26 protein-coding genes, 1 tRNA gene and 1 pseudogene are annotated in these 21,706 nt (G+C 59.3%); 10 read left to right on the top strand and 18 right to left on the bottom strand.

What is annotated here, in order from left to right:
- Positions 1 to 5: 5 nt before the first annotated feature.
- The 9 genes from BLP23_RS04905 to BLP23_RS04865 form a co-directional block, all read right to left on the bottom strand.
- Positions 6 to 572: a L,D-transpeptidase gene (locus BLP23_RS04905; protein ID WP_092583757.1), complete on the bottom strand. Its 567-nt coding sequence runs from the start codon at positions 570 to 572 to the stop codon at positions 6 to 8.
- Positions 569 to 1,711 carry a response regulator/pilus assembly protein gene (locus BLP23_RS04900; RefSeq protein WP_092583756.1) on the bottom strand — a complete coding sequence of 381 codons (1,143 nt, stop codon included), beginning with the start codon at positions 1,709 to 1,711 and terminating at the stop codon, positions 569 to 571. The genes BLP23_RS04905 and BLP23_RS04900 overlap by 4 nt, the downstream gene beginning before the upstream one ends.
- A 29-nt stretch (positions 1,712 to 1,740) precedes the next feature.
- Positions 1,741 to 2,364 carry a TadE/TadG family type IV pilus assembly protein gene (locus tag BLP23_RS04895; RefSeq protein WP_092583755.1) on the bottom strand — a complete coding sequence of 208 codons (624 nt, stop codon included), beginning with the start codon at positions 2,362 to 2,364 and terminating at the stop codon, positions 1,741 to 1,743.
- Positions 2,358 to 2,837, bottom strand: a complete 480-nt coding sequence (locus tag BLP23_RS04890) for a TadE/TadG family type IV pilus assembly protein (protein WP_092584277.1) — start codon at positions 2,835 to 2,837, stop codon at positions 2,358 to 2,360. The genes BLP23_RS04895 and BLP23_RS04890 overlap by 7 nt, the downstream gene beginning before the upstream one ends.
- The gene (locus tag BLP23_RS04885; RefSeq protein WP_092583754.1) at positions 2,837 to 4,453 is read right to left on the bottom strand and encodes a TadE/TadG family type IV pilus assembly protein; all 1,617 of its coding nucleotides are present in this window, start codon (positions 4,451 to 4,453) and stop codon (positions 2,837 to 2,839) included. The genes BLP23_RS04890 and BLP23_RS04885 overlap by 1 nt, the downstream gene beginning before the upstream one ends.
- A gap of 92 nt (positions 4,454 to 4,545) precedes the next feature.
- Positions 4,546 to 4,851 carry a hypothetical protein gene (locus BLP23_RS04880; protein WP_092584276.1) on the bottom strand — a complete coding sequence of 102 codons (306 nt, stop codon included), beginning with the start codon at positions 4,849 to 4,851 and terminating at the stop codon, positions 4,546 to 4,548.
- Complete coding sequence (locus BLP23_RS04875; protein ID WP_092583753.1) at positions 4,835 to 6,322, bottom strand: type II and III secretion system protein family protein; 1,488 nt, start codon at positions 6,320 to 6,322, stop codon at positions 4,835 to 4,837. Before BLP23_RS04875 ends, BLP23_RS04880 begins: the two co-directional genes overlap by 17 nt.
- 61 nt (positions 6,323 to 6,383) lie before the next feature.
- Positions 6,384 to 7,295 carry a Flp pilus assembly protein CpaB gene (gene cpaB, locus BLP23_RS04870; RefSeq protein ID WP_092583752.1) on the bottom strand — a complete coding sequence of 304 codons (912 nt, stop codon included), beginning with the start codon at positions 7,293 to 7,295 and terminating at the stop codon, positions 6,384 to 6,386.
- 122 nt (positions 7,296 to 7,417) lie between these two features.
- Complete coding sequence (locus BLP23_RS04865) at positions 7,418 to 7,651, bottom strand: hypothetical protein (RefSeq protein ID WP_092583751.1); 234 nt, start codon at positions 7,649 to 7,651, stop codon at positions 7,418 to 7,420.
- 264 nt (positions 7,652 to 7,915) lie between these two features.
- On the opposite strand from BLP23_RS04865, the gene BLP23_RS04860 reads away from it, so the two are divergent.
- Entirely contained in the window at positions 7,916 to 8,497 is a 582-nt protein-coding gene (locus tag BLP23_RS04860) for an A24 family peptidase (protein ID WP_092583750.1), read from the top strand.
- A 54-nt stretch (positions 8,498 to 8,551) separates the two neighbouring features.
- Here BLP23_RS04860 and BLP23_RS04855 read toward each other — a convergent pair whose 3' ends face one another.
- Positions 8,552 to 8,809, bottom strand: coding sequence for a hypothetical protein (locus tag BLP23_RS04855; protein WP_092583749.1), 258 nt, complete (start codon positions 8,807 to 8,809; stop codon positions 8,552 to 8,554).
- A 130-nt stretch (positions 8,810 to 8,939) separates the two neighbouring features.
- Between BLP23_RS04855 and BLP23_RS04850 the strand changes: the two genes are divergently transcribed.
- From BLP23_RS04850 to BLP23_RS35200, 3 genes are all read left to right on the top strand, one after another.
- Positions 8,940 to 9,191, top strand: coding sequence for a hypothetical protein (locus BLP23_RS04850; RefSeq protein WP_092583748.1), 252 nt, complete (start codon positions 8,940 to 8,942; stop codon positions 9,189 to 9,191).
- Between the two features lie 350 nt (positions 9,192 to 9,541).
- A complete protein-coding gene (locus BLP23_RS35055; protein ID WP_324613718.1) occupies positions 9,542 to 9,733 on the top strand; it encodes a terminase small subunit-like protein in 192 nt (63 codons plus the stop codon).
- Positions 9,687 to 10,127 (top strand): DUF1515 family protein, encoded by a 441-nt coding sequence (locus BLP23_RS35200; RefSeq protein WP_407691764.1) that lies wholly within the window; start codon positions 9,687 to 9,689, stop codon positions 10,125 to 10,127. The genes BLP23_RS35055 and BLP23_RS35200 overlap by 47 nt, the downstream gene beginning before the upstream one ends.
- 680 nt (positions 10,128 to 10,807) lie before the next feature.
- Here BLP23_RS35200 and BLP23_RS33590 read toward each other — a convergent pair.
- Positions 10,808 to 10,960, bottom strand: coding sequence for a hypothetical protein (locus BLP23_RS33590; protein WP_167363829.1), 153 nt, complete (start codon positions 10,958 to 10,960; stop codon positions 10,808 to 10,810).
- Positions 10,961 to 11,045: 85 nt separating this feature from the next.
- Positions 11,046 to 11,280: pseudogene (locus BLP23_RS34305) on the bottom strand (DUF1236 domain-containing protein); the annotation flags it as partial.
- 218 nt (positions 11,281 to 11,498) lie between these two features.
- Between BLP23_RS34305 and BLP23_RS04835 the strand changes: the two are divergent.
- On the top strand, positions 11,499 to 11,786 hold the full coding sequence (locus BLP23_RS04835; RefSeq protein ID WP_092583746.1) for a hypothetical protein: 288 nt from the start codon (positions 11,499 to 11,501) through the stop codon (positions 11,784 to 11,786).
- Between the two features lie 113 nt (positions 11,787 to 11,899).
- Here BLP23_RS04835 and BLP23_RS04830 read toward each other — a convergent pair whose 3' ends face one another.
- Both BLP23_RS04830 and BLP23_RS04825 read right to left on the bottom strand, forming a co-directional pair.
- Positions 11,900 to 12,094 carry a hypothetical protein gene (locus BLP23_RS04830; RefSeq protein ID WP_092583745.1) on the bottom strand — a complete coding sequence of 65 codons (195 nt, stop codon included), beginning with the start codon at positions 12,092 to 12,094 and terminating at the stop codon, positions 11,900 to 11,902.
- Positions 12,094 to 12,489 (bottom strand): hypothetical protein, encoded by a 396-nt coding sequence (locus BLP23_RS04825; protein WP_092583744.1) that lies wholly within the window; start codon positions 12,487 to 12,489, stop codon positions 12,094 to 12,096. Before BLP23_RS04825 ends, BLP23_RS04830 begins: the two co-directional genes overlap by 1 nt.
- 300 nt (positions 12,490 to 12,789) lie before the next feature.
- On the opposite strand from BLP23_RS04825, the gene BLP23_RS04820 reads away from it, so the two are divergent.
- A complete protein-coding gene (locus BLP23_RS04820) occupies positions 12,790 to 13,311 on the top strand; it encodes an IS110 family RNA-guided transposase (RefSeq protein ID WP_092583743.1) in 522 nt (173 codons plus the stop codon).
- 125 nt (positions 13,312 to 13,436) lie between these two features.
- On the opposite strand, the gene BLP23_RS04815 is transcribed toward BLP23_RS04820, so the two are convergent.
- Positions 13,437 to 13,512, bottom strand: a tRNA-Thr gene (locus tag BLP23_RS04815).
- Positions 13,513 to 13,636: 124 nt separating this feature from the next.
- Positions 13,637 to 14,596: an NAD(P)H-dependent flavin oxidoreductase gene (locus BLP23_RS04810; protein WP_092584275.1), complete on the bottom strand. Its 960-nt coding sequence runs from the start codon at positions 14,594 to 14,596 to the stop codon at positions 13,637 to 13,639.
- A gap of 277 nt (positions 14,597 to 14,873) precedes the next feature.
- Between BLP23_RS04810 and BLP23_RS04805 the strand changes: the two genes are divergently transcribed.
- Positions 14,874 to 16,058 carry a regulator gene (locus BLP23_RS04805; protein ID WP_092583742.1) on the top strand — a complete coding sequence of 395 codons (1,185 nt, stop codon included), beginning with the start codon at positions 14,874 to 14,876 and terminating at the stop codon, positions 16,056 to 16,058.
- A 3-nt stretch (positions 16,059 to 16,061) separates the two neighbouring features.
- On the opposite strand, the gene ppk2 is transcribed toward BLP23_RS04805, so the two are convergent.
- Positions 16,062 to 16,943, bottom strand: coding sequence for a polyphosphate kinase 2 (gene ppk2, locus BLP23_RS04800; protein WP_092583741.1), 882 nt, complete (start codon positions 16,941 to 16,943; stop codon positions 16,062 to 16,064).
- A 231-nt stretch (positions 16,944 to 17,174) separates the two neighbouring features.
- Between ppk2 and phoR the strand changes: the two genes are divergently transcribed.
- Positions 17,175 to 18,395 carry a phosphate regulon sensor histidine kinase PhoR gene (gene phoR / locus BLP23_RS04795; RefSeq protein ID WP_092583740.1) on the top strand — a complete coding sequence of 407 codons (1,221 nt, stop codon included), beginning with the start codon at positions 17,175 to 17,177 and terminating at the stop codon, positions 18,393 to 18,395.
- A gap of 109 nt (positions 18,396 to 18,504) precedes the next feature.
- Here the strand turns inward: phoR and BLP23_RS04790 are convergent, their stop codons facing one another.
- Positions 18,505 to 19,038, bottom strand: a complete 534-nt coding sequence (locus BLP23_RS04790) for a GcrA family cell cycle regulator (protein WP_074060083.1) — start codon at positions 19,036 to 19,038, stop codon at positions 18,505 to 18,507.
- Positions 19,039 to 19,458: 420 nt separating this feature from the next.
- On the opposite strand from BLP23_RS04790, the gene BLP23_RS04785 reads away from it, so the two are divergent.
- Both BLP23_RS04785 and argF read left to right on the top strand, forming a co-directional pair.
- Positions 19,459 to 20,658 (top strand): aspartate aminotransferase family protein, encoded by a 1,200-nt coding sequence (locus BLP23_RS04785; protein WP_092583739.1) that lies wholly within the window; start codon positions 19,459 to 19,461, stop codon positions 20,656 to 20,658.
- 41 nt (positions 20,659 to 20,699) lie between these two features.
- Complete coding sequence (gene argF / locus BLP23_RS04780) at positions 20,700 to 21,617, top strand: ornithine carbamoyltransferase (protein ID WP_074066550.1); 918 nt, start codon at positions 20,700 to 20,702, stop codon at positions 21,615 to 21,617.
- The last annotated feature ends 89 nt before the right edge of the window (positions 21,618 to 21,706 follow it).

Raw genomic sequence — 21,706 nt, 5'->3', positions numbered from 1 at the left:
CTCGACTATTTTACAATGACCGTGGAACCGATCTTCACTCGCTCATAGAGATCGATGACATCGGCGTTGCTCATGCGGAAGCAGCCCGACGAGGCGAAACCGCCGACCGTCGACTGCTCGTTCGTTCCATGAATTCGGTAAAGCGTGTCGGTGTTGCCCTTGTAGAGATAGATTCCGCGGGCGCCCAAGGGATTAAACGGACCTGGAGGTACAAGGTCCGGAAGTTGCGGCGAGCGCGCCTTCATCTCGGCCGGTGGCCGCCAGTCGGGCCACTCTGATTTGCGCCCGACCTTCACGACGCCGCTCCAGCGAAATCCGTCGCGACCGACACCGATTTTATAGCGGATCGCCCGATTTCCGGAGACGACGAGGTCGAGCGTCTGGTTCCCGCTGACAATGACGATCGTCCCTGCTGCGTAGCTTTGCTCGATGGTGACCATGGCGCCTGTCCTCGGTCCGAGGCTTCGCGGCACAAGCCCGCCTGCCGCGGCATCCGCGACAGCTATCGCGAAAACCGCAAGACCAAGAATGGCGGCGCGGGCCCTTATGCGCCGACGGTCGATCACCTTCATCGCACCAGTGCTCCGAGCTTGCCGACCGCCCTGCAGAAGCGCGCTCGGGAATTCACTTCCACCGGCAGCACTCCGCGGTTGACCGCCTCACTTAGGGTATCCCAATCATCCACGATCACGTGAGTGGGGATCTCCCTGAATATCTTGTCCGTTTGCTGCCGGCGCACGCCGAGGCCGAAAAGCTTGGTGCGGTATTTGTTGATGACGATGAATATCTGATCCGAATTGCCGCGCAGCCGCACCAGATTGGTGAACAGGTCCTTGGCTTGCGAAAGCGCGGGAATCGTCATTTCGGTCACGATGCAGACGCTGTTGACCGAACTGAGCACATCGTTCTTCCACGGCGTATCGTAGTAGGGAACGTCGATGACGGTGTGATCGCTTTCGAAGGCGGCTACGTCCAGCATCCGCAGCACCAGTTCGGAGCCCCGCGGCGTCAGAAGGACGGACGGCTGCTTGAAGGACAGCAGCGAAAAGCCGCCCGAATGGCGCTTGCGGACCAGATCGATGAATTCCAGATCGACCCGGGAAGGATTGGCGATGACCGGCTTCAGGTCGTAGTCATTGACAAGGTTAAGATAATAGCCGAGCGACCCCGATGAAAAATCCATGTCGAACAGATTGACCCGCGGCGCGTAATTCTTGGTCGGCTGGGCAAGCACATGCGCCAGCGACGAAGCGATCACGCTGGCACCCGCACCGCCCACGGCCGAAACCACGGCATGGACCCGGCTGTCGCTTGCCCCGGTGCCGGGAGCGTGGGTCGAGATCATGTCGATCAACGCGCGGCGCTCGAGGGGTTTCTTCAACCAGTCATTGCCGTTCAGGCGAAAGAGCAGCCGCAGCATGTCGTCGGGTAGATCTTCGGAAACGACAACGAGCGGAATGTCCCGATGGCTGGTGCGGAACGCAAAAAGTTCCGGACGGTGAAGTGATTCGCCGTCGTCGACGTCGAGAACGATCAGGTCGAACTGCGTCGAATCGAACCGGCCTTTTTCACCAAGCGCCTTCAGTGCCACATGGCGTACATCGTAACGCGACAGTGCACCGAACACATCGAGCATGAGGCTTGCGGCCGCAGCATCGTCGGAAAGGACCAATATCTTGGTGGATGCGGCAATGTTGATGTGAGCTGTCATTTTCGCTTTCCTACGCAATATTCAAGGAGTCAGCAGGTCGAACAAGTCTTGAGGTCTTCCGTGGTGATCGTCACCGGATGGGCTGGAATGACGATGTCGTTGATCCCGAGCAGTGCCCCGAGGATTGGCAGATCGAAGGTGACGTCGCGCACCTCCAGCCGCATCGTCAGCACCGGCCCGTCCGGCCGGCCCCAGTAGCCGAGTCCCGAGCGCTGGTAGGTCACCATCAGATTCTGCGGCTGGATCCGCCAGTTGAAGTCGCAAATGCCAGGGTGGGGATCACCCGGCACGCTACAGAATCCATCGCTCCCTAAGACGATCCGGTTCAATGCCGCCGTGCAGTTCGCAAGAGCCGGTCCGCAGGTTGAGGCAATCGCCGCATCGTTCGGCGCGGCCTTGCCGTTGTCGAGTGGATCGGCGGCTTCGATCGGGAAAACGGCGCCGAAATTCGTTGTCAGCGGATCGGATACTGCAGCCAGGCGGGCGCCATATTGCAGTGCCTTGACCGTCTGGTTCCACTGCGCCATCGCATAGCCAAACTCGACGAAGGCGGCAAACACCAGCATAACGATCGGAAAGGTCAGCAGCCCCTCGGTGAGGCTGACGCCACGGGTATCTTGCCAGAACGCCCCAAATGTCCGAAAGGTCACCATCCGATGTACTTCTCTTCATGGAAGGAATTGATGGTGATGGCATCGATTCCAAGCCAGTCGAACAGAGGCGAAGTCTGGTAGAGGTGAGCGGTAGAAATAGTGATGTTCCCATCGGCATCGGGCGCTGCGATGGTGATGTCCGCAGGGTCCTTCCAACCCGGCACGCGGGGTTTGGCGTCCGCTGCAGGAGTTTGCGTTCCGTAAAAGGCGATCGTCTTCGCCGTTGTCTGATTGCATGTCGGCGCATAGGTTCCCGACGCTGGCCGACAGCGCGACAAATAACGCCCGGCATCGCGCAGGCCTGCGTCGATCTGCATCCGCTCCCAGAAAATGTTGCCGAACTCGAGAATACCGGCGGCGAACAGCGTCACAAAGGGCACCGCCACCAGCGCTTCGGCCAGTACCGCTCCCTCCTGCCTTGACCAGAACTCGAGACCAAGGCCTTGCCGGACGAAATTGCGGAGCGCCATCATCATCGGACTAGTTCCGCTTCTTCGCGCAGGAACTCATCGAGCGTACCGCGTCCGCCCTTGCCGGTTATGTCGATCATTTCGAGCGAGAGGTATCGCTCGCCGGCATCCTTGATCGCCGGCTTGGTCAGGAACATCCGGGCGAAGGCGACCGCACGGGTGGCCTTATGGCCGTTCAGATGGCCGACAGACTGTTCGTAGCCGCAGTTTACAATGGCCGAGAAGATCTCGCGGCGATCGCCATATTCGGCCGCCGTATAGTCTCCGAGGTCGGGCCCGCTGTAGCACTGGCCGCCTGTCGCAGGCGTCCCCGTCTCACCGTTTGCCGAGGCATGGCTGATGAGCGCCGGGTTGGCGAGTTCGTAGCGGTAGACGTCGTAGGCGGAGGGCTGGGATGGTGTACCGGCTGCCTGCTGCGGATAACTGGAGTGGCTGCTCAGGATCGTGCTTGCTGACGGAGCCGCCGTTCCCTGAGCAACGTTCCAGTATGTCGAATACTGCCAGTTGTTGCCGCTGCTGATCTTGCCGCCGGAGAGGGAGTTCATGGCCGCTCCGTAGCCTAGCGGCAAAGCCTGGGCGGGATCGCCGACAATGTCTCCCACTTTTACCGGATCGTACGTATCGCATCCCTTGACGCCCTTGCCACCCTTTCCGGTTATCGTTTGAGCAGAGCGCACGTTTTGGGCTGGACGATAACGATAATCGCCCTTCACTTTATTGAACGACGAGGAGTAGTAACCGAAGCGCGTATTCACGCCGTCTTCGACCGGCCCCGCCTTTGCACCGGTCTCTGTATCGAGGCTGTCACGTGTATAGCAGGTACCGGGATTGCCGGTGGCAAGAGCCTCGGCCAGCTCGGACGCCCCGTTACCCAAGGGGGTTCGCAAAAAACCGAAATTGCCAGGACCGGGGTTGGACGCCGAGGTGCTGTGAAGCTCGATCTGCACGCCATAGAGATTGCCGGCCGCAAAGTTGGTGTGTAAGGCCTCTGCCGCATCTTCGCTTGCCGTCTCGCTCGTGTTCCCGACCGGCTCGAACGGATTGCAGATAAACATCGGCGTCACGTCGCAGGCGCTCACCCGGTAGACCGCCACGGCATCCGCCGAGACATTCACTGTGTCACGCGTGAAGCCGACTGGTATCGGGAAGATCGTCTGCATCGCCTGTTCTTTGGCGATCACCCAGGCATAGGAGGCTTCGTTGGAGTTCTCCGCCTCCATCGTGTCAAGGTCGATGTCGTCGTCATCCTGATCCGGTATGCTCTTGAGATATTTGACAATAACGGTGCTCCCGGCATCGTTTCCGGGATCATAGCTCACCGTTATGTACGAGCCGAGCGACATGCCGTTTCCGCCGCCGGAAAAAGCTGCACTGTTGGCAATTTTCTCGATCGCCGCGTCTGCCCGGTCGATTGCATCGTCCCGGCCGTCGAGTTCGCGGGCTCCAGCGAGCGCCATCGCATCGACGGCGCTCTGCAGGTCGGTATGCAGATTGCCGCTGCGGCCTACATCGATGACCAGCAGCGAAAAGCCGAGAAGCAGCGGCATGGCGATGAGCGTCAAGGCGATGACGTAGCCATGATGATCATTCCAGAACCGTCGGATAACCCTGCTAAGCATTGGCATACCCCCATCGCGGCGCTATCGCCGTGACGTCCGTGTTTTGTGCGTCTTTTCCTTCCGGCGCTGCCGCCGTTCATGCCATTCGATAGTTACCTGCCGAGGGCTGCCCCACCGGCCGTGCCATTGGCCGCCGCGGCCGGAACCGGCTGCACGATAACCGACCCGCCGTTCTGGTAATCGGTGACCACCCTGCGGATCACCTTGCCGTCGCTGGCGATACGGGTTCGCTGCGCTTGCGGCGGGAACGGGTCCTGCGTATGGATGGCCTTGTTGGCTTCCACGGCGTTCCCGAGCCCGAAGGTGATCGAGTCGCGATGGTTCATGTAGTCGGCGCAGCCGGAAACGAGGCTGGCGACGATAAGGACGAGAAGCACGCGCTTATCTTTTTGCAACAGCAAGTTGGCCTCCCTGGTCCAGATCGAGACGATGGCCATAGGGGCCTTTCACACCTTCGCCGTTGCGAAAGCGCCGCAGCATGTCCTTGTCCACTTCCAGTATACCGAGCGCGAACAGCTCAGCGTCGTTCGATGAACGTGTCTGGTCAAGCGGACTGTAGAGGTCCTCGCCTGGCGAGGCCGGCCGCACGATATGCGGGGTGACGACGATGACGAGGTCAGATTCCTTTTTCTGGAAGCTCGTCGAGCGGAACAGCGCGCCGAGAATCGGTATCTGCCCGAGACCCGGCAATTGCTGGATGTCCTTGGCATTGATCGACTGCAAAAGCCCCGCCATTGCGAAGCTCTGCCCGTTGCGCAGCGCCACCGTGGTGCTGGCCGCGCGCGAGATGAAGCCCGGATTGCCGTTGACGTTGATCGATGTATCGAGCTCGGAGACTTCCGGCTCGATCTGCAGGTTGATGAGGCCGTCATCGAGAACCACCGGCTTGAAAGTCAGCCGCACGCCGAAGGGGCGATAGTCGGTCTGGGTGGCGACGGTCGCGCCGTTGGTCGTCGTGGTCAGGATAGGCACTTCGCCGCCTGCATGGAAGCTGGCCGTCGAGCCACTCATGGCGATCAGGTTCGGCTGCGCCAGTCGGCGCACCACACCCTTCTGCTCGAGCGCGTTGATCACCACGTCAATTTGGCCGCCCGAGATTTCCAGGACCTTGGCGATTAGTTGGCCGAAGGGCTGCATACCCGTCGCCGCCCCCTTGGGGTCGAGCAGGGTGCGGACGAGGCTGCCGTCCTCCACTCCGATGCCCTGGCTGGTCGTTGCCTTGCCGATGCCGTTGTTGCCCCGTCCGGACCAACCAATCCCGAGGTCGCGGCCCGTCTGGCGCGAGGCCTCGATGACACGCACTTCCAGCATCACCTGCTGGCTGTCGCTGACCCTGAGCTGGTTCAGCACCGGTCGCTCGGAATAGGACTGGGCGATTTCAATCACCCGCTGCAATTCCATGGCATCACGTACGGTGCCCGTCAGGCGGATGCGATCGTTCGAGTTGAAAACCCTGACCTGAGCCGAGGGCGCGGCGGAGCGGATTGCGAAGGCCGCCTCGCTGAAATCGCTGGCGACGCGGACGTCTATGACGCCGAGCAGTCTCTTGCTGTCGTCATAGACCGAGATATTGGTGGCGCCGATCTGCTTGGCGCGGATGAACAGCGACCGGTCTGACAGCGGCACCACGTCGATCATATCGGCGCTGCCGATGACGAGATCGCCGAACGTCTGGCCGGTATTGAGCGTCAGCGTTTCGTTTGGAGGCAGCGTGACCTGCTGGACCGATCCGCCGAGCGTCACGAACTTTTCCTGTGCGTCGGCGCGCCCGCTAAAACCTGGCCCCCAGCACACACAGGCCGAAAAAATTGCGACTAGTGCCGCAAGGCTTCTTGACCTTGCATTTCCCTTCTTGCCACACCTCGACATGCCTGCCTTTACCCCCCTCATTCGGCCGCCGCGCTCGCGTCGCGGGCATCCCGCATCGATGTCACTGGATCAGGCCGACTCGGTGCTCCTCGCGCTTCGTCGTGTTCCAGACGCCCACAGTTGCCCACTTTGGCTCAATCGGCAATACCGGTTCGACCTTGCTTTCGACAATCTGGACTTGTTTTTCGCGCTCTGGCGTCTTCGCCAGATCCTTGCCGAGTTCGGTCGCTATCGGCCCGCCACCGAGGTCGGCGACGGTGATCTGCCGGGTCTCTTCGACGGAGGACGAGGCGATGTTGCGGAGTGCCAGCGAGAGCGTGCCGATTGTGGCGCCGAGCGTGAGGCGCTGTGCCTCGTCGGTCGTCACCTCGAAGGTCACGGTTTTCACCACGGAAGGCTCGTCCTTGCGCTCGTCCGCGGTCTGGTCCACGGCCAGCACCTTGACGCCCTGCAGCAGCACGTCGACAAAGGTCTGGTCGTTGCCGGCCTTGCTGCGCACGAGCCGCGTCAAAAGCACATCGACGCGATCCGACGGCCGCACGAAGCCCGCGACGCCGAGCACGTCGTTGACGCGGATGGAAACCGCCTTCATGCCCTGGTCGAGCGCCGCCGACAGCGTGGCACGCTCGCCGGCACCGGTGATTTTCGAGGAAAGCACCGGCTCGCCCGGATCGATCGCCGCCATCGCATAGCGCGGCTGGGCATCGTCGCCGACTACGGCATCGATGCTTGCGAACGAGCCTGCGGGTGTTTCGTTTGAGGGCCAGGCAATGGCCTTGAGATTTTCGGGGCGCACCCGGTCGCCGAAGCGCATCGGCTTGGCGGCGACAACCAATGACTTTTCCTGCGTCTTGGTGCGGCCCATCGCCAGCAGCCGAGCCTGCTGATCGGCGAGATACTCACGCATTCCAAAGACCGCTGCTCCTGCGAGCACGAAAGCAATAACGAGACTGAAAATCGTTGAAGAACGCATCACCGCTACTCGCTACACTGGGTGAGATACTTCCATCTAAGATGGCTAATTTAGAAGAGAGGCGTTAACAAAACCCCTCTCTTCAGCTCAAAGGACGCTGCTCAGGAAGCAGCTGAGGTGCATCAACCCCCGGTCCCGGTCCCGGTCCCGCCGCCGCCCGCAGCCGGTGCTTCGAGGTCTTGGGCTTGGAACCAAGTGGCCCATGATCCCCATGCCGTGTTGAGTTCCTCGCCGATCAGGACAACTGATGCAACAACTCCGCCGACCAGCAAGCCAAGCAGAATAAGATATTCAGTCAGTGCGACGCCGTCTTCTTCCCGCGCGAAAGCGCGTACGCTATTTACAAGTGCTTTCATCGAGAATTACCTCCAGATTACTTGGCTCGCCGTCATTCCCCCGGCACCGCCTCTTGCCGTCGAGACCACCCCTCCGACTAGATATATTAATAATCTGTTAATTCTAATTTAGTCAATTAGCGATATCGAATACGAATCGACGTGTATAGTTTATGGTTAAGATGCGACTCGATAAAACCCGTCATTAAAACCGTTCCATCGCGGCCCGCATCGGCTTTAGAGCTGGATTTATGTAGATTATCTTCGCCAATAGGGTTAGGTGGCATGATACAAATAGTCAGCTTTACTACGTGGCTTTCAGTATTGCTTTTTCTTTATGCCGGGTGGACCGATTTCCGAACATGGAAAATCCCCAACCCACTCGTCCTCGCGCTCGTGGCCCTGTATGCGCTGCGCGCCGTGGCCGAGATGCTTGGCTCCCAGGATGTCGGCGCGACGCTGTTTGCCTCTACTGGGATCGGCGGCGATGTCGGTGCCGGCCTGCTGATGTTCGCGCTCGGCGTCGTGCTCTGGGCTTTACGGATGTTCGGCGCCGGTGACGCCAAGCTCTTCCTGCCGATCGGCCTTTTCGTCGGCTGGCATGGCATGCTGCCGTTCTCGATCTTCCTCCTCGTCCTCGGCGTCGCAACGCTGCTGATGCTGCGGCTGCCGGTGCCGCTGCCCTTTAGGCATCTCGGCTTTTTTATGCGCATCGAGGAAATTCGGGCGAGCCGCAAGGTACCCTATGGCGTCGTCATGGTCTTCGCGGCGCTCCTCACCCTTGCTTTGCCTTCGGCAGGACCTGACGCTTCGGCAAGGTCCGCTTCCAAGGCACCAGCAGTTGCTGCACGACTGCTTGCGGCGTGATCACCAGCATGAAAGCGACTTGGGGGCTTTTCATTCCAGCAGAAATGCTGCGAGCTATGCCTGATCGTGATCAATCCCGCTTATCTGGTCTGGAAGTCCCTGAATTGCATATCTCGGAAGACGACGCCAAGGCGAACCACCCTTATTCCGGTTGAGGATGTCCATGAATTCGGAGGCATCCTTACCCGTCAGGTCGTTCAACTGCTTGTACCCGATCCTAGCAGGATGGCCAGTAATGGCATCAACAACGGTCCACGTTCCGTCTGTTTCTGCGCGACGGTCATAGGGCATGTAGGAGATGTCGGAAGACATTATGTCCTCCTTTCCGGCGCCCCGTAAGCGAAAGCGCCTATATGACAGAACGCGCAGCGGGCCTGTTTGTTTCGGTTCTGGGGCCAGCACCATCCGCGCCGGCGGGTTCCGGCAAATAAGGAGAAAACGCATGAGCGTACAGGCAATGTTCTACGTGAAGGAAATCAATCACCGAACCATCAGTCAGGCCGATCAGGTTAACGTCGACATCAAGCTTGCTGCTGCCTTCGGTGGCTATCTGCAGGGCCTACCGGAAGGCAACGGCGACTGGTCGAAGTATACGCCGCAGGGCGAGCTTTCCATGACCGTCACGAATCCGGATGCCATCGAACAGTTCGAGATCGGCGGCGTCTATCGCCTGACTTTCGACAAGGCGGAGTGACCCCGCATACCCGATAAGGTGAGCCGGGCTTAGTGGCCCGGCTCCCTCAAGCCCTGCTGCGGAAAAGTCGTAAGGCTGTTTTTATGGGTCAATGCCGTTTGTAGATAGAAATAGGCCTAGATCATCAAGAAAAACGGCCATTCCAATCACAAGCTGCACCTGCGCTCTTAGTTCCTGAAGGACATGCGCAACGATTTGCCCTTCACTCATTCGAACTTGCGAGCCATCAGGGTTTGTGCTCGTGTAGACAAATCCGGACTGATTGCCTGCAAGCGCGTCGATGAACGATTGTGCCGTGGGGCTGGGCCGCGTCAAGCGAAAGCCTACGTTCGATCTGCGAATACGAAGCCATGCCGAACAAGGCGACGGTTTTCCGCTGGCTGGCTGCGCATCAAGAGTTTAGCGACCAATACGCCCGCGCGCGCGAAGCCCAAGCTGACAGCCTTGTCGATGACATCCTCTCGATCGCCGACGACGGACGCAACGAGTGGATTAATGCATCAGCGCATGGATATGCTGGTCGACCGTGTCGGCAAGGTTGAGGGCACTGTCGTGGCGGTTCAGGAAGACATTTCAGAGATGCGACCTGTAACAGACGACGTGAAGCGGTGGAAGCTGATGGGTATCGGCGCGCTCGCTGTTATCGGGATCGGCGGCATGGCGATGGGTGTGACCTTTGCGGATGCTATAAGAAGGATCGGGGCGATCATTTTGGGGCGCTGGGAATGGCGGTCCGCGCAGCCGTGCAACGGTCATTGCACGTTACACGTGGCTGCGTCGCGCGATCCGGGCGGGGCTAGCGGGCTATCAAGAGGCATTGAAGACCAAGAATTTTCGTTCGAGTGCCTTCTATCGGTGTCGTTCAGCGCAGGGGACCGTTCAGGTCAACCAAAAGAGGTAATGAAGGGAACCGAGAAGCAACCAAGAGTGAACTAAAGGGGATATTAGACTCTGCTAACTGACATAATGTGACAAAATTGCGAATCAGCTAGGATGCGGCTTGACTGAAGCTCAAGATAGGCGCGGCGATGAGATACGAAATTGAACGGGAAAACAACGGAACCTACCGTATCATAGATCATCGAAGAAACGACCAGGTCGCGGTATGGGAGGACGCAATGCAAGTTCGCTTATCGTTTGGCCTTGCAAGTGACCTAGTGGGATATATGAACGCGAAGGACCGGCACGACACGGCTGTCGGTCGCGAACCTGAACGCGATCGGCTCCCACAGGCAAGCTCTCACTGACATAATGTCAAAAAATGACCCGGCGATTGGCTGGCGATTGCCCGCTGGTGGCGGATCGCACAGCCGCGTGCAAGGGGCTAAAGCACGGTTACAGGAGAGCTTGGCCGCACGATCCATTCCGCCGAACGTCCAAGGCGGTTTGAATGTTCCTCGTCCGCTTCAATAAAAGGCTCGCGCTGGGTGAACAACGCGAGCCTTTTTGCAAACCGCGTGAAAGAGGGGAAGGGGTTCGCCTCCGTCACGCACTAATCAGAATGACAGACGATCAAACGAGAGCAAATTAGTTAAAACGGCTTAGGCCGTCGTGCCGTCGTGCCGTTGTGCTGTCGGCGGAGGCGCCGGGTTCTCCGGAAGCCGAATGCCTCTCTCTCAGGCATCGATAATCTCCATGGCGGTGGATTCATCAAGGCGCCTTAGCGGCAGTGTTTCAGCGATGACAGCGACCTTTTGCGTCTGGGTATTGACGATCGACCAGCTACCATCCCCGTCGCGTCTGGTGTAATACTGCGGGCGTATATTCACGTCAGCCTCTGTCTTTGACCTTGGACGAAGGTGGATTGATGGGGAGGAATTAGCGGGCCTGGGGCAGGCCCGCAGTGCTTTCAAGTTATTCGACGACCTCGATCACCGCGCGGGTCTTCGGATTGACGAGCACGCTTTTCGTTGACGATCACATAACCGTAATCGGGCTGATCGGGGATCGTGTGGATCTCGACCGTGTCAGGAAGCGCCGTACCGACTGCAACCTCACCTTCAAACTTGACCGATGGCGATTTCTGCCCAAGAACATAGGTTCTGACCTCGCCGGGAACGACGACCGTCGCTGTCTGCGCGACCGCCGCTGTCTGCGCGACCGCCGCTCCTAGGCATCGATCGCGAACTGCTTTGGTCGACCGGTCACAAGATCGAGCGGCTGTATCAGAAGGCCGTTGGCGAGCGCCGCGCGGTCCGTCGTTAATTGGCAACGCTTGGAGCATTCGCAAACGTCCCCTATTGTCATACCGTGGGGTCTTTTCGAAGTTGAGCGTTGGGCCCTCGGCACCGAGAAGGTCAAGCAGACATGAAGCTCGTCCTCATCGCTCTCGCTGTCGCCCATAACTGGTATTCCGGCCACCATGATCCGGTCACCGGCTACGAATGCTGCGACAACAAGGACTGCCGGGTCATCAGCCCGCGCTATGTCGAGCCGCTGCAGGGCGGCAACTTCAACATCCGCACCGGGTCCAAGACAAAATACTTCATCCCGAAGAACCGGGTTTTGGAGAGCGAAGACAGCCAGTATCACATCTGCACGTCCGCCCCGCATATGACGATCCGCTGCTTCTTCGCGCCACGCGGGCTCACTTGAGAGGTGGGCTGAACCTCCGGCCGGACATTGCCGTACAAGGAGCTGCCCGGCGTCCGCAGCGTCCAGTAGCGTCCAACGGGACAGCTTCCGCATGTAGTGCATTTCCGGCATCATTAGTCCCGGTCGAAACTCGGGCGCCAGCCGCGGACCAAGCCACGGCTCAACGCCTTTTCCGCCAATGCGAGTTGCAGCCTCAAGTGATGATTATCCGCCAGCAACGTTGCAATCGTCGCCTTGGCATCGTCGTCGTGAAAGGCGAGAGCGGCTTCAACCTCGTAGTCGATGTCTTCCTTCCGACCGGTCAGCATCAGAGAACCCAGCCATCCGCCTGCGCAATCCGAAAGACCTTATCAATAGCAAGTTCCGCATCGTTCTCGCAGGGGAACCACACCGGCATGCTGGTGATGTCCTCGCCTTCGAATATCGTCCTAAATACTCCGCACGCCCGCTCGTTGTCCGGATCGAGAGCGATTTCAAAATAGCCTACAGGACCGCCTGAGGCCACGTCGTAGGCGCAGGCCGTCATCAGGCGAATGCGCTGAAAAACCAGCCGAGGCGGCAGTTGAGCTTTCAAGTTGGGATGAGCCTCGCTTACCGTCATTGGTGCAGCGGGGGTCCAATACGTGCCTTGATCGTCGTCGTCATCGTCAATATGGATCGCCTCCGCAAAAGGGCGCGGCTTATCGTTCGGATGTAGAAGCATATCCGTTCTCCAGTTTCAAAGGTATCGTGATGGCGCAGCCGCAACGCGCTATGTTCCTATTATGTTCTCATCAAAATGAGAGTCAAGACATCTTCTTCAGGATGTCGTGTAGGTAGAGGTGAACTAAGGAGAGATGCCCAGCCAGACCGCCACAAGCTAAATCGGAGCTCGGTAGGGATCACCGGAGGATCGCTTCGGGCGCCGGGGCTGCATTGTTCCTCGCATGCCTTTCATTCTTGCGAAACCGAAGTCGACGTATGGCTCCTCTGTCCATCCACATGAGGAGATAAACAATGGAGATTGGACTTAGCCACGAACGTTTTCCAAGTTCACGGTCTGGACGCCGATGGCAAAAAGCTTTTCAACAAGAGGCTCCGCCGCAGCGAAGTGCAGCCGTTCTTACAGCAATTGTCACCATGCACCGTTGCAATGGAAGCAGGCGGCAGTGCTCATTACTGGGCGCGGGAAATCGAAGCACTGGGGCATAGGGCCATCATCCTACCCGGTCAGTACGTCAAGCCATTTGTCAAACGAGACAAGACGGACGCGGCCGACGCTGAGGCCATCGCCGTTGCTGCACGACAAGAGGGAATGCGCCTTGTGCCTGTGAAAACGGCTGACCAGCAAGCGCTGACCGCTTTGATCAAAACGCGTGCATTGTTCATCCGGCAGAGAACGAAGGCCTTTAATGCCATCCGAAGCCATCTGGCAGAATTCGGACTGATTGTTGGCACCGGTACAGTCCGATTAGAGGCTTTAGCCAGGTCCCTGGACGGCGATCAAACAGGTCGCGTCGCTTGCTCGCGGGAGTGGATGCGCTGAAGCGGATCCTTGCAAGCTCTCCTACCGTTGGTATCAATACGGTCGCACGCCCAGTGCCCAGGCTAATTCGACATCTAAATGCCTTCAGCCAATGCCGCGTAGCTAATTGTTTTTATTAAGGAAAATGGTGCCGCTTACGTGACTCGAACACGTGACCCCATCATTACGAATGATGTGCTCTACCGACTGAGCTAAAGCGGCAACTTGGCGGCCGAACCGTGCGGCCCGCGATTTGCATGGCGCTGATACAGGCATTGTTTGAAGATTTCAAGCGCCCTGTCGTGCCTTTGGCAAAAAAGACGCCCGTTGAAGACGATCATGCATCTCAGAGCGAGAGACGCGCACGCGCCGCGCGGAATTCGGCCTCCAGCCTGTCGACGAGCTTGGCGACCGGCTCAACCGCCTTGATCGCGCTGATGCCCTGGCCGCTCCCCCAGACGTCCTTCCAGGCCTTTGCGCCGCCGACGGCCTGCTCGAAATCCAGCTTCGATGGGTCCGCTACCGGCAGGTTGTCCGGGTCGAGGCCGACGGCTTGGATCGATGGCTTCAGGTAGTTGCCGTGCACACCGGTGAAATAGTTGGAATAGACGATGTCGTTTGCAGCGCCCGCGACGATTGCCTGCTTGTAGGCGTCGGTGGCGCGCGCTTCCTCGGTCGCGATGAACGGTGTTCCGATATAGGCCATGTCGGCGCCCATCGCCTGTGCTGCAAGGATCGCGCCGCCGGTGGCGATCGCGCCTGCCAAAAGCAGCGGCCCGTCGAACCATTCACGGATTTCCTGTACCAGAGCGAAGGGCGACAGCGTGCCGGCATGCCCGCCGGCGCCCGCCGCTACCGCAATCAGTCCATCGGCACCCTTCCTAATCGCCGAATTGGCGTGGCGGTTGTTGATGACATCGTGGAGCACAATGCCGCCATAGGAGTGTACGGCCGCATTCACTTCGGGCACGGCACCGAGCGAAGAGATCACGATGGGCACCTTGTATTTGACGCAGAGGCGCAAGTCGTGCTCCAGCCGCTTGTTCGACATGTGGACGATCTGATTGACGGCAAAGGGAGCTGCCGGCCTGTCTGGATTGGCGGCGTTGTAGGCCGCGATGTCTTCGGTGATCATTGCCAGCCATTCGTCGAGCTGGCTTTCGGGCCGGGCATTTAGTGCCGGAAAAGCGCCGATCACGCCCGCCTTGCATTGCGCCAGCGTCAGGGCCGGATGCGAGATGATAAAAAGCGGTGAAGCAAGAACCGGCAGTCTCAGGTTTTCCGTGAGGATTTTGGGAAGGGACATTGCATTCACCATTCAATTGACGTTTACGAAAACGTCAATTTGATAACAGACTTGATGAGCGAGGAAAAGAGTGTGCGTGAGCGCCGACCTGTCGATTCCGCAGAGATTGGCTGTCGACATAAGTGGGCAAGGGCGGGGTAATGGGCATATTTATTGCCTGCGATGCGAAATGCTGCCAGACGCAAGACTTGCGGTTTTCAGCCATTGACGCTACCGAGTTTTGTTAGGCATTTGTAAAGATTTCAGTGATGCCTGATGCCAGCATGAAGGATCGGATGTGAGCGGATTAGAAACGGCAATCAGAACGGCGCTTAACAACTCCGATCGCGATAATCCGGAAGTCCGTGCAAGGATTTATCAATCGGCCCGCCAAGCGCTGGAGGCCGGCCTTCGCAAGCAGGATATCACCGACCGGGAAGCGATTGCGCATCATCGTCATCGGCTCGAAACGACCATTCACATGATCGAGGCCGAAGAACGCGAGCGCCTGCATCCGCGCCAGGGTCCACCGGCAGTGCCCGTTCCGCCCGTCGCCGAAATTCCGCCGCCGGTCAGGCACGACGAGCGCTTTGAACATGACGCGCCTCAGGTCGGCGGTGAAACACGAGGCTATTCGGCAAGGCCTGCCTACGACGAGTCGAGGCTTGATGACGTCCATGCCGCTACGTCCGATCATCGCGGTGCTGCAGCTCAGACCGGCGAAGCCCTTGCACCCGAAAGCCGCCCCTCCGCTCATATGGACTTCCGGCCCGAGGGGGCTGCAAAGCGTCGCAAGCCGCGAAAATTCTTCTCGCGGCTGCTCGTCTGGTGCGTGCTGATCGCCTTCATCGGCATGGGGGCCTGGTGGGCTTATAAGTCCGGCCTCTTCCTGACGGCGGCCGAGCGCGACACCAGCGTCGCCAATCCGCCTGCCAGTACCGAGCCGGAAGACTTCGACGGTGTGGACGAAGGCGCTGCGAATACGACGCCGCATGTCGATCAACCGGTCACGATCGACCCGCAGAACCGCTTTTCTGCGGAATGGATCGAGATATTCGAGCCTTCGGACGCTGCCAAGATCGAAAGCGGCCCGCGGGCACGGACGGAAAACATCGCCGAAAACGATGGTCCGGCTGTTCGCTTGATCTCGGAAAGCAACGGTGCCGATGGCAATATCGGCATCAGCGTTCCGAAAGACGTACTTCGAGAGCTCGCCGGCAAATCCTCGACGATCGCGATCACGTTGCAATCGACGAGCGACGAGCCGACGCAGGTGATGGTCGAATGCAATTTCCAGACGCTCGGCAATTGCGCCCGCCATCGGTTCAGCGTCACCCGCGAAAAGTCCGACGCCCTGCTTCAGGTTACCTTCGACCGGTCGTTGGCGCCGAGTGGCGATGGCAGGCTGATGATCAACAGCGATGTCGACGGCAAAGCGCGAGGCATCAACCTCTACGCCGTGCGCATCCTGCCGGGGCAGTGACCCTTATTTCAAAAAGCCGGATCCCGCGCCGATGATCTTGTCGTCGAGATCGCCGATCGCCTTGTCGTCCTTTCCGTCGTAATCCATTTTCTTCAGCATGTGACGGATGAGGTTGAGCCGCGCGCGGCGTTTGTCGTTGGCGCGGATGACCGTCCAGGGCGCAAATTCCGTATGCGTCTCCTTGAGCATCCGCTCGCGTTTGTCGCTGTAGTCGTCCCATTTGGTGAGCGCAGCGATATCCATCGAGGAAAGCTTCCATACCTTCAGCGGATCGTGCCTGCGGTCGTGGAAGCGCTTGAGTTGCATCTCGCGGCCGATATCCAGATAGAACTTGAAGAAGTGAATGCCTTCGTGGGCAATGATCTTTTCCAGCTGCGGCGCCTGCTTGAGAAAATCCTCGTATTGCTTGGGCGTGCAAAACCCCATGACCGGTTCGACACCTGCGCGGTTGTACCAGGAGCGGTCAAAGAGAACGAACTCGCCGGCCGTCGGAAACTGGGCGATGTAGCGCTGGAAATACCATTGGCCGAGTTCGCGATCATTCGGCTTGGCGAGTGCGACGACGCGGGCAAGGCGCGGGTTCATGTGGGCGGAGGAGGCCGAGATGGCGCCGCCCTTGCCGGCCGCATCGCGGCCCTCAAAGAGCGCCATCACCCTTTTGCCGGTCGCCTGCAGCCAGAACTGCACTTTGACCAGTTCGATCTGCAGCTTTTCCAGCTCTTCGAGATATTCTTCCTCGTTCAGCTTTTTCTTGTAAGGAAAATCCCCCGATTCCAGCGCCTCTTCATCGATCCAGTCCGGAAGCACCGGATCGTCGACATCGAAGACGCGCTTCTTGCCCTTGATGTCCAGTTCAACCGCGCGGCTTTCAACAGCTTCGGCCATATTCCTTCTCCGCCTGTGGCTTTCTTCGCAGGCGATCATATTTTCCATTGAAAATCAAATCCGTTGCGGCAGGCAAAATTCCTGTGTGTTTCGATTGCCGCTTTTACGGCAGATGGCAGCGGCGGAAAACTTCTGTCATGAATCACGGCTATCAGGCAGAGTTTGAACATAAGAACGAACCGACCGGGCGAGGAACACTTGGAAGACGAAATGCCATGGACAACGGGGCTCATGGCCCGCATCCGGCAGCAGCGAACGGTCCTGCTCGCGGCGATCGTCATTGGCCTCGTTGCGCTTGCGGCCGGCATGAACAAGTGGGCGGTGCTGGGCCTTCTTGTTTTAATGATTGCCATTGTGCTTCTAAACAGCATGCCGGGCGTGCAGGCAAAGCTTGCGGAACCGCCGGAAGTCGAACCGGAAGCGCCAGCAAGTCTGCTGCCCGCCGTCTCCGCAACGCTGGCTGGCCTCGATATGCCCGTGATGCTCCTCTCAGGCGATGCCTCCGTTCTCTTCCAGAACCGCGCCGCGGAAAAGGCCTTTGGCGAAGTGGTGATCGGGGCCCATATTTCTGCGCGCCTGCGCTCGCCGGGCATTCTGGACATGGTGGGAGAGACGATCGCCACCAACGCTCCCAACCAGATCGAGCATTCCGAGCGCCTGCCGTCGGAGCGCGTCTATATTGTTCGCAGCGCGCCGATCGACCTCGGCGGTGCCGGAAATGGCGAGCGCTTTTTCCTGCTTTCGTTCCGCGATATCTCCGAGGTGCGGCGTATCGATCGCATGCGGTCGGATTTTGTTGCCAATGCTAGCCATGAGCTGCGGACTCCGCTTGCGTCGCTCCGCGGTTTCATCGAGACCATCCAAGGCCCGGCAAAGAATGATCCGAAGGCGCAGGAGCGCTTCCTGGGCATCATGTTCGACCAGACGACTCGCATGAGCCGCCTTGTCGACGATCTTCTCTCGCTTTCCCGTCTTGAGCTCAAGTCGCATATTGCACCGGACGAGAAGGTCGATCTCGTGCCGTTGCTCGGACATGTCAGGGACGCGTTGGTGCCGCTTGCCACGGAGGTTGGCGTCGAGATCAATCTGCACCTGCCGGAAGGCAAGGCGGAGGTTCTCGGAGACCGCGACGAACTGGTCCAGGTTTTTGAAAATCTCATGGAGAATGCATGCAAGTACGGCCAGGAGGGTAAGGTCGTCGATGTCCGTGTCAAAAATGCATCCGGCGAGGCGGTTGAAGTCAGCATCGCAGATAAGGGCCCGGGTATCCCCGCCGAGCATGTGCCGCGCCTCACGGAGCGCTTTTATCGCGTCAATATCGAAGACAGCCGCTCCAAGAAGGGCACCGGTCTCGGTCTGGCGATCGTAAAGCATATCCTGACGCGCCACCGCGCGCGGCTGATCGTCAAGTCCGAAATCGGCAAGGGAACGGACTTCACCGTTCGTTTCTGACGACGTAAATCCCTGGAATATTGGTGGTGGATCTGAGGCCGAGGTCTCCATTTCCAGACGCAAAAAAACGGGCCTGCGAGGACCCGTTTTTGTTTGTTACTTATCCGGCTCAGCTTGCGCGGGCTGCGGTCCGGCGGCGTTCGTTGACCGGCTGATAGGCCATGCGCTGGTGATAGCTGCAGTAAGGGGAAGAGTCCGGGCTGTCGCAGCCGCAGAAGTGGAAGTCGTCCTTCAGCGGGTCGCCGACCGGCCACTTGCAGGTACGCTCCGTGAGTTCCGTCAGACCCAGACGACGGGAGATCGGCACGACAACGTTTGCGGCCGGACGATAGTCCATCTCCTCCATGAGATCGATTTCGACCTCTTCCTTGAGCATCGTCGCGCCCTGCTGGCGCGTAACGGTGCGGGTCGCGATCCGCGATGCATAATTCGGCGCGCGGACAGCCGAAGTATTGCGCTTCGGTGCGCGTGCGGTCGTCGTCGCACCGCCGGCCTTGGCGCGGCCCGGAAGGCTAAGCCTGTGGACCTTGCCAATGACCGCGTTCCTGCTCACTCCGCCGAGTTGCGCCGCAATCTGGCTCGCGCTCAATCCTTCGGACCAAAGCTTCTTGAGTTTTTCGACACGCTCGTCTGTCCAGTTCATGCCCTGTCTCCGCCGTTTAGCGTTGTGAAGGCAGAATCCTTCACCGTTGCTCCGGACACGTCCGAAGCAGGAAACGCCTGACCAATTGTGGTGACTAGTTCCGCCGCATGCAGTCTAGTAATTGAGTTTTAACCTAGTGTGAGGCTGACTCCGTGACAAGAGTCGCGGGAATCCGGATGAATCGAATTTCAAGTTTTCCCCAACTTGCTTCCCGAGCGAGTCATTTCTGCAACATTAGCTGTTGATAAATAGCTCGCCTGATCGGCTGCCGGCCACACGCGCCGAAATCCGCAGTTTTGTTGACATTACGGCGCGAAACGTCAATAGTGGCCCTCGCCGCCGAAAGGCGGCATTTTTAATTTTTCGGGCCTGGTTTTTAGCCGGAGTCCGGTTGCCCTAACGACGACAGGAGACCGCGCCATGGCTCAAGCCGCGCCGCTATATGACACCTATTCTCGCGCCCCTCTGCGGTTCGAGCGAGGTGAGGGCGTGTGGCTGATCACCGAGGGCGGCGAGCGATATCTGGATTTTGGTGCAGGCGTTGCCGTAACATCCGTCGGCCACGGCAATCCGCATGTCGTTGAAGCCCTGAAGGCGCAGGCCGACAAGGTTTGGCATCTGTCGAACATCTATGAAATTCCAGGCCAGGAGGCGCTTGCCAAGCGGCTGACCGACGTCACATTCGCCGACAAGGTGTTTTTCACCAATTCCGGCGCCGAGGCACTGGAATGCGCGATCAAGACCGCGCGCCGCTATCAGTATTCCAAGGGCCATCCAGAACGCTTTCACATCGTCACCTTCGAAGGCGCTTTCCATGGCCGCACGCTGGCGACGATCGCTGCCGGCGGGCAGGAGAAGTATCTCGAAGGCTTCGGTCCCAAGGCACCGGGTTTCGATCAGGTTCCGTTCGGCGATATCGAGGCGGTCCGCGCCGCGGTCACGGATGCGACGGCGGGCATCCTCATAGAGCCGGTGCAGGGTGAGGGCGGTATTCGTCCGGCGACAAACGAATTCATGAAGGCGCTCCGCCAGCTCTGCGACGACAAGGGCCTGTTGTTGATTCTTGACGAGGTTCAGTCCGGCGTCGGCCGCACAGGCAAGCTCTTTGCCCACGAATGGTCCGGCGTCACGCCGGATATCATGGCGGTGGCGAAGGGCATCGGCGGCGGCTTCCCGCTCGGCGCCTGCCTTGCGACCGCGGATGCCGCTTCCGGCATGAAGGCCGGCACGCATGGTTCCACCTATGGCGGCAATCCGCTTGCCATGGCGGTCGGCAGCGCAGTGCTCGACGTCATCCTGGCCGACGGTTTCCTGCAGCATGTGCGCGACGTGGCGCTTGTCTTCCGCCAGGGCCTTGCCTCGCTGAAGGACCGCTATCCGGATGTTATCGAGAATGTGCGCGGCGAAGGCCTGATGCTCGGCATCAAGGCAGCCGTCCCGTCGTCCGAACTGCTGCAGGCCATTCGTGCTGCTCATCTTCTGGCCATTCCGGCGGGCGACAATGTCATCCGTCTCCTTCCGCCCCTGGTCGTCACGGCGGAGGAAGCGCGCGAGGGGCTGGCCCGCGTGGAGCGCGCTGCCGAAAGCATTCGCGTCGCAAAGACCAAGAAGACGGCTTGAACGGATAGACGCCTCTCAAGGGGCATACAGGTAAGAACGACATGGCTTCCCCCAAACACTTTCTCGATCTCTCGGCGGTAACCGCATCCGATCTCAGGTCCATCATGGATGATGCGATCGTACGCAAGCAGGCCTTCAAGGCCGGTAAGGGCGATAAACCGCTCGCAGGCAAGATGCTGGCAATGATTTTCGAGAAGCCCTCGACTCGCACGCGCGTTTCCTTCGATGTCGGCATGCGCCAGCTTGGCGGCGAGACGCTTTTTCTCTCCGGCACAGAGATGCAGCTCGGCCGCGCGGAGGCGATCGGCGATACCGCCAAGGTGCTCTCGCGTTACGTCGACGCCATCATGATCCGCACCACAGAGCATCACCGCATGCTGGAACTTGCCGAACGCGCGACGGTGCCGGTCATCAACGCGCTCACGGACGACACACACCCCTGCCAGATCATGGCCGACATCATGACCTTCGAGGAGCATCGCGGTCCCGTCAAGGGCAAGACGATCGCCTGGACCGGCGATGGCAATAACGTGCTGCACTCGCTGGTCGAAGGCGCTGCCCGTTTCGGCTATCGCATGAACATGGCCGTGCCCCTTGGTTCCGAGCCGAAGGATCACTATCTGAACTGGGCCCGCAACGAGGGCGCCCAGATCATGCTTGGCCATGATGCCGACCGTGCGGTCGAGGGTGCCGATTGCGTGGTAACCGATACCTGGGTCTCCATGAATCAGGAACATCGGGCCCGCGGTCACAACGTTTTCCAGCCCTATCAGGTCAACGCGGCTTTGATGGCAAAGGCCGGCAAGGATGCATTGTTCATGCATTGCCTGCCTGCCCATCGTGGTGAGGAAGTGACGGACGAAGTGATCGACGGCCCGCAATCCGTGGTTTTCGATGAGGCGGAAAACCGTCTTCACGCGCAAAAGTCGATTCTTGCATGGTGCCTGGGTGTGATCTGAACCATACTGGGCGCCACCTTTGGCCTGATGGCCTCGTGGCCGCGCGAGTGGATAGACTTCTGGTCTGCCGCTCGGACTACTAGGAGTAA

This window comes from Rhizobium mongolense subsp. loessense (assembly GCF_900099775.1).
In the GTDB taxonomy this organism is placed as follows: Bacteria; Pseudomonadota; Alphaproteobacteria; order Rhizobiales; family Rhizobiaceae; genus Rhizobium; species Rhizobium loessense.
This window is presented reverse-complemented; position numbering and strand designations above follow the sequence as displayed.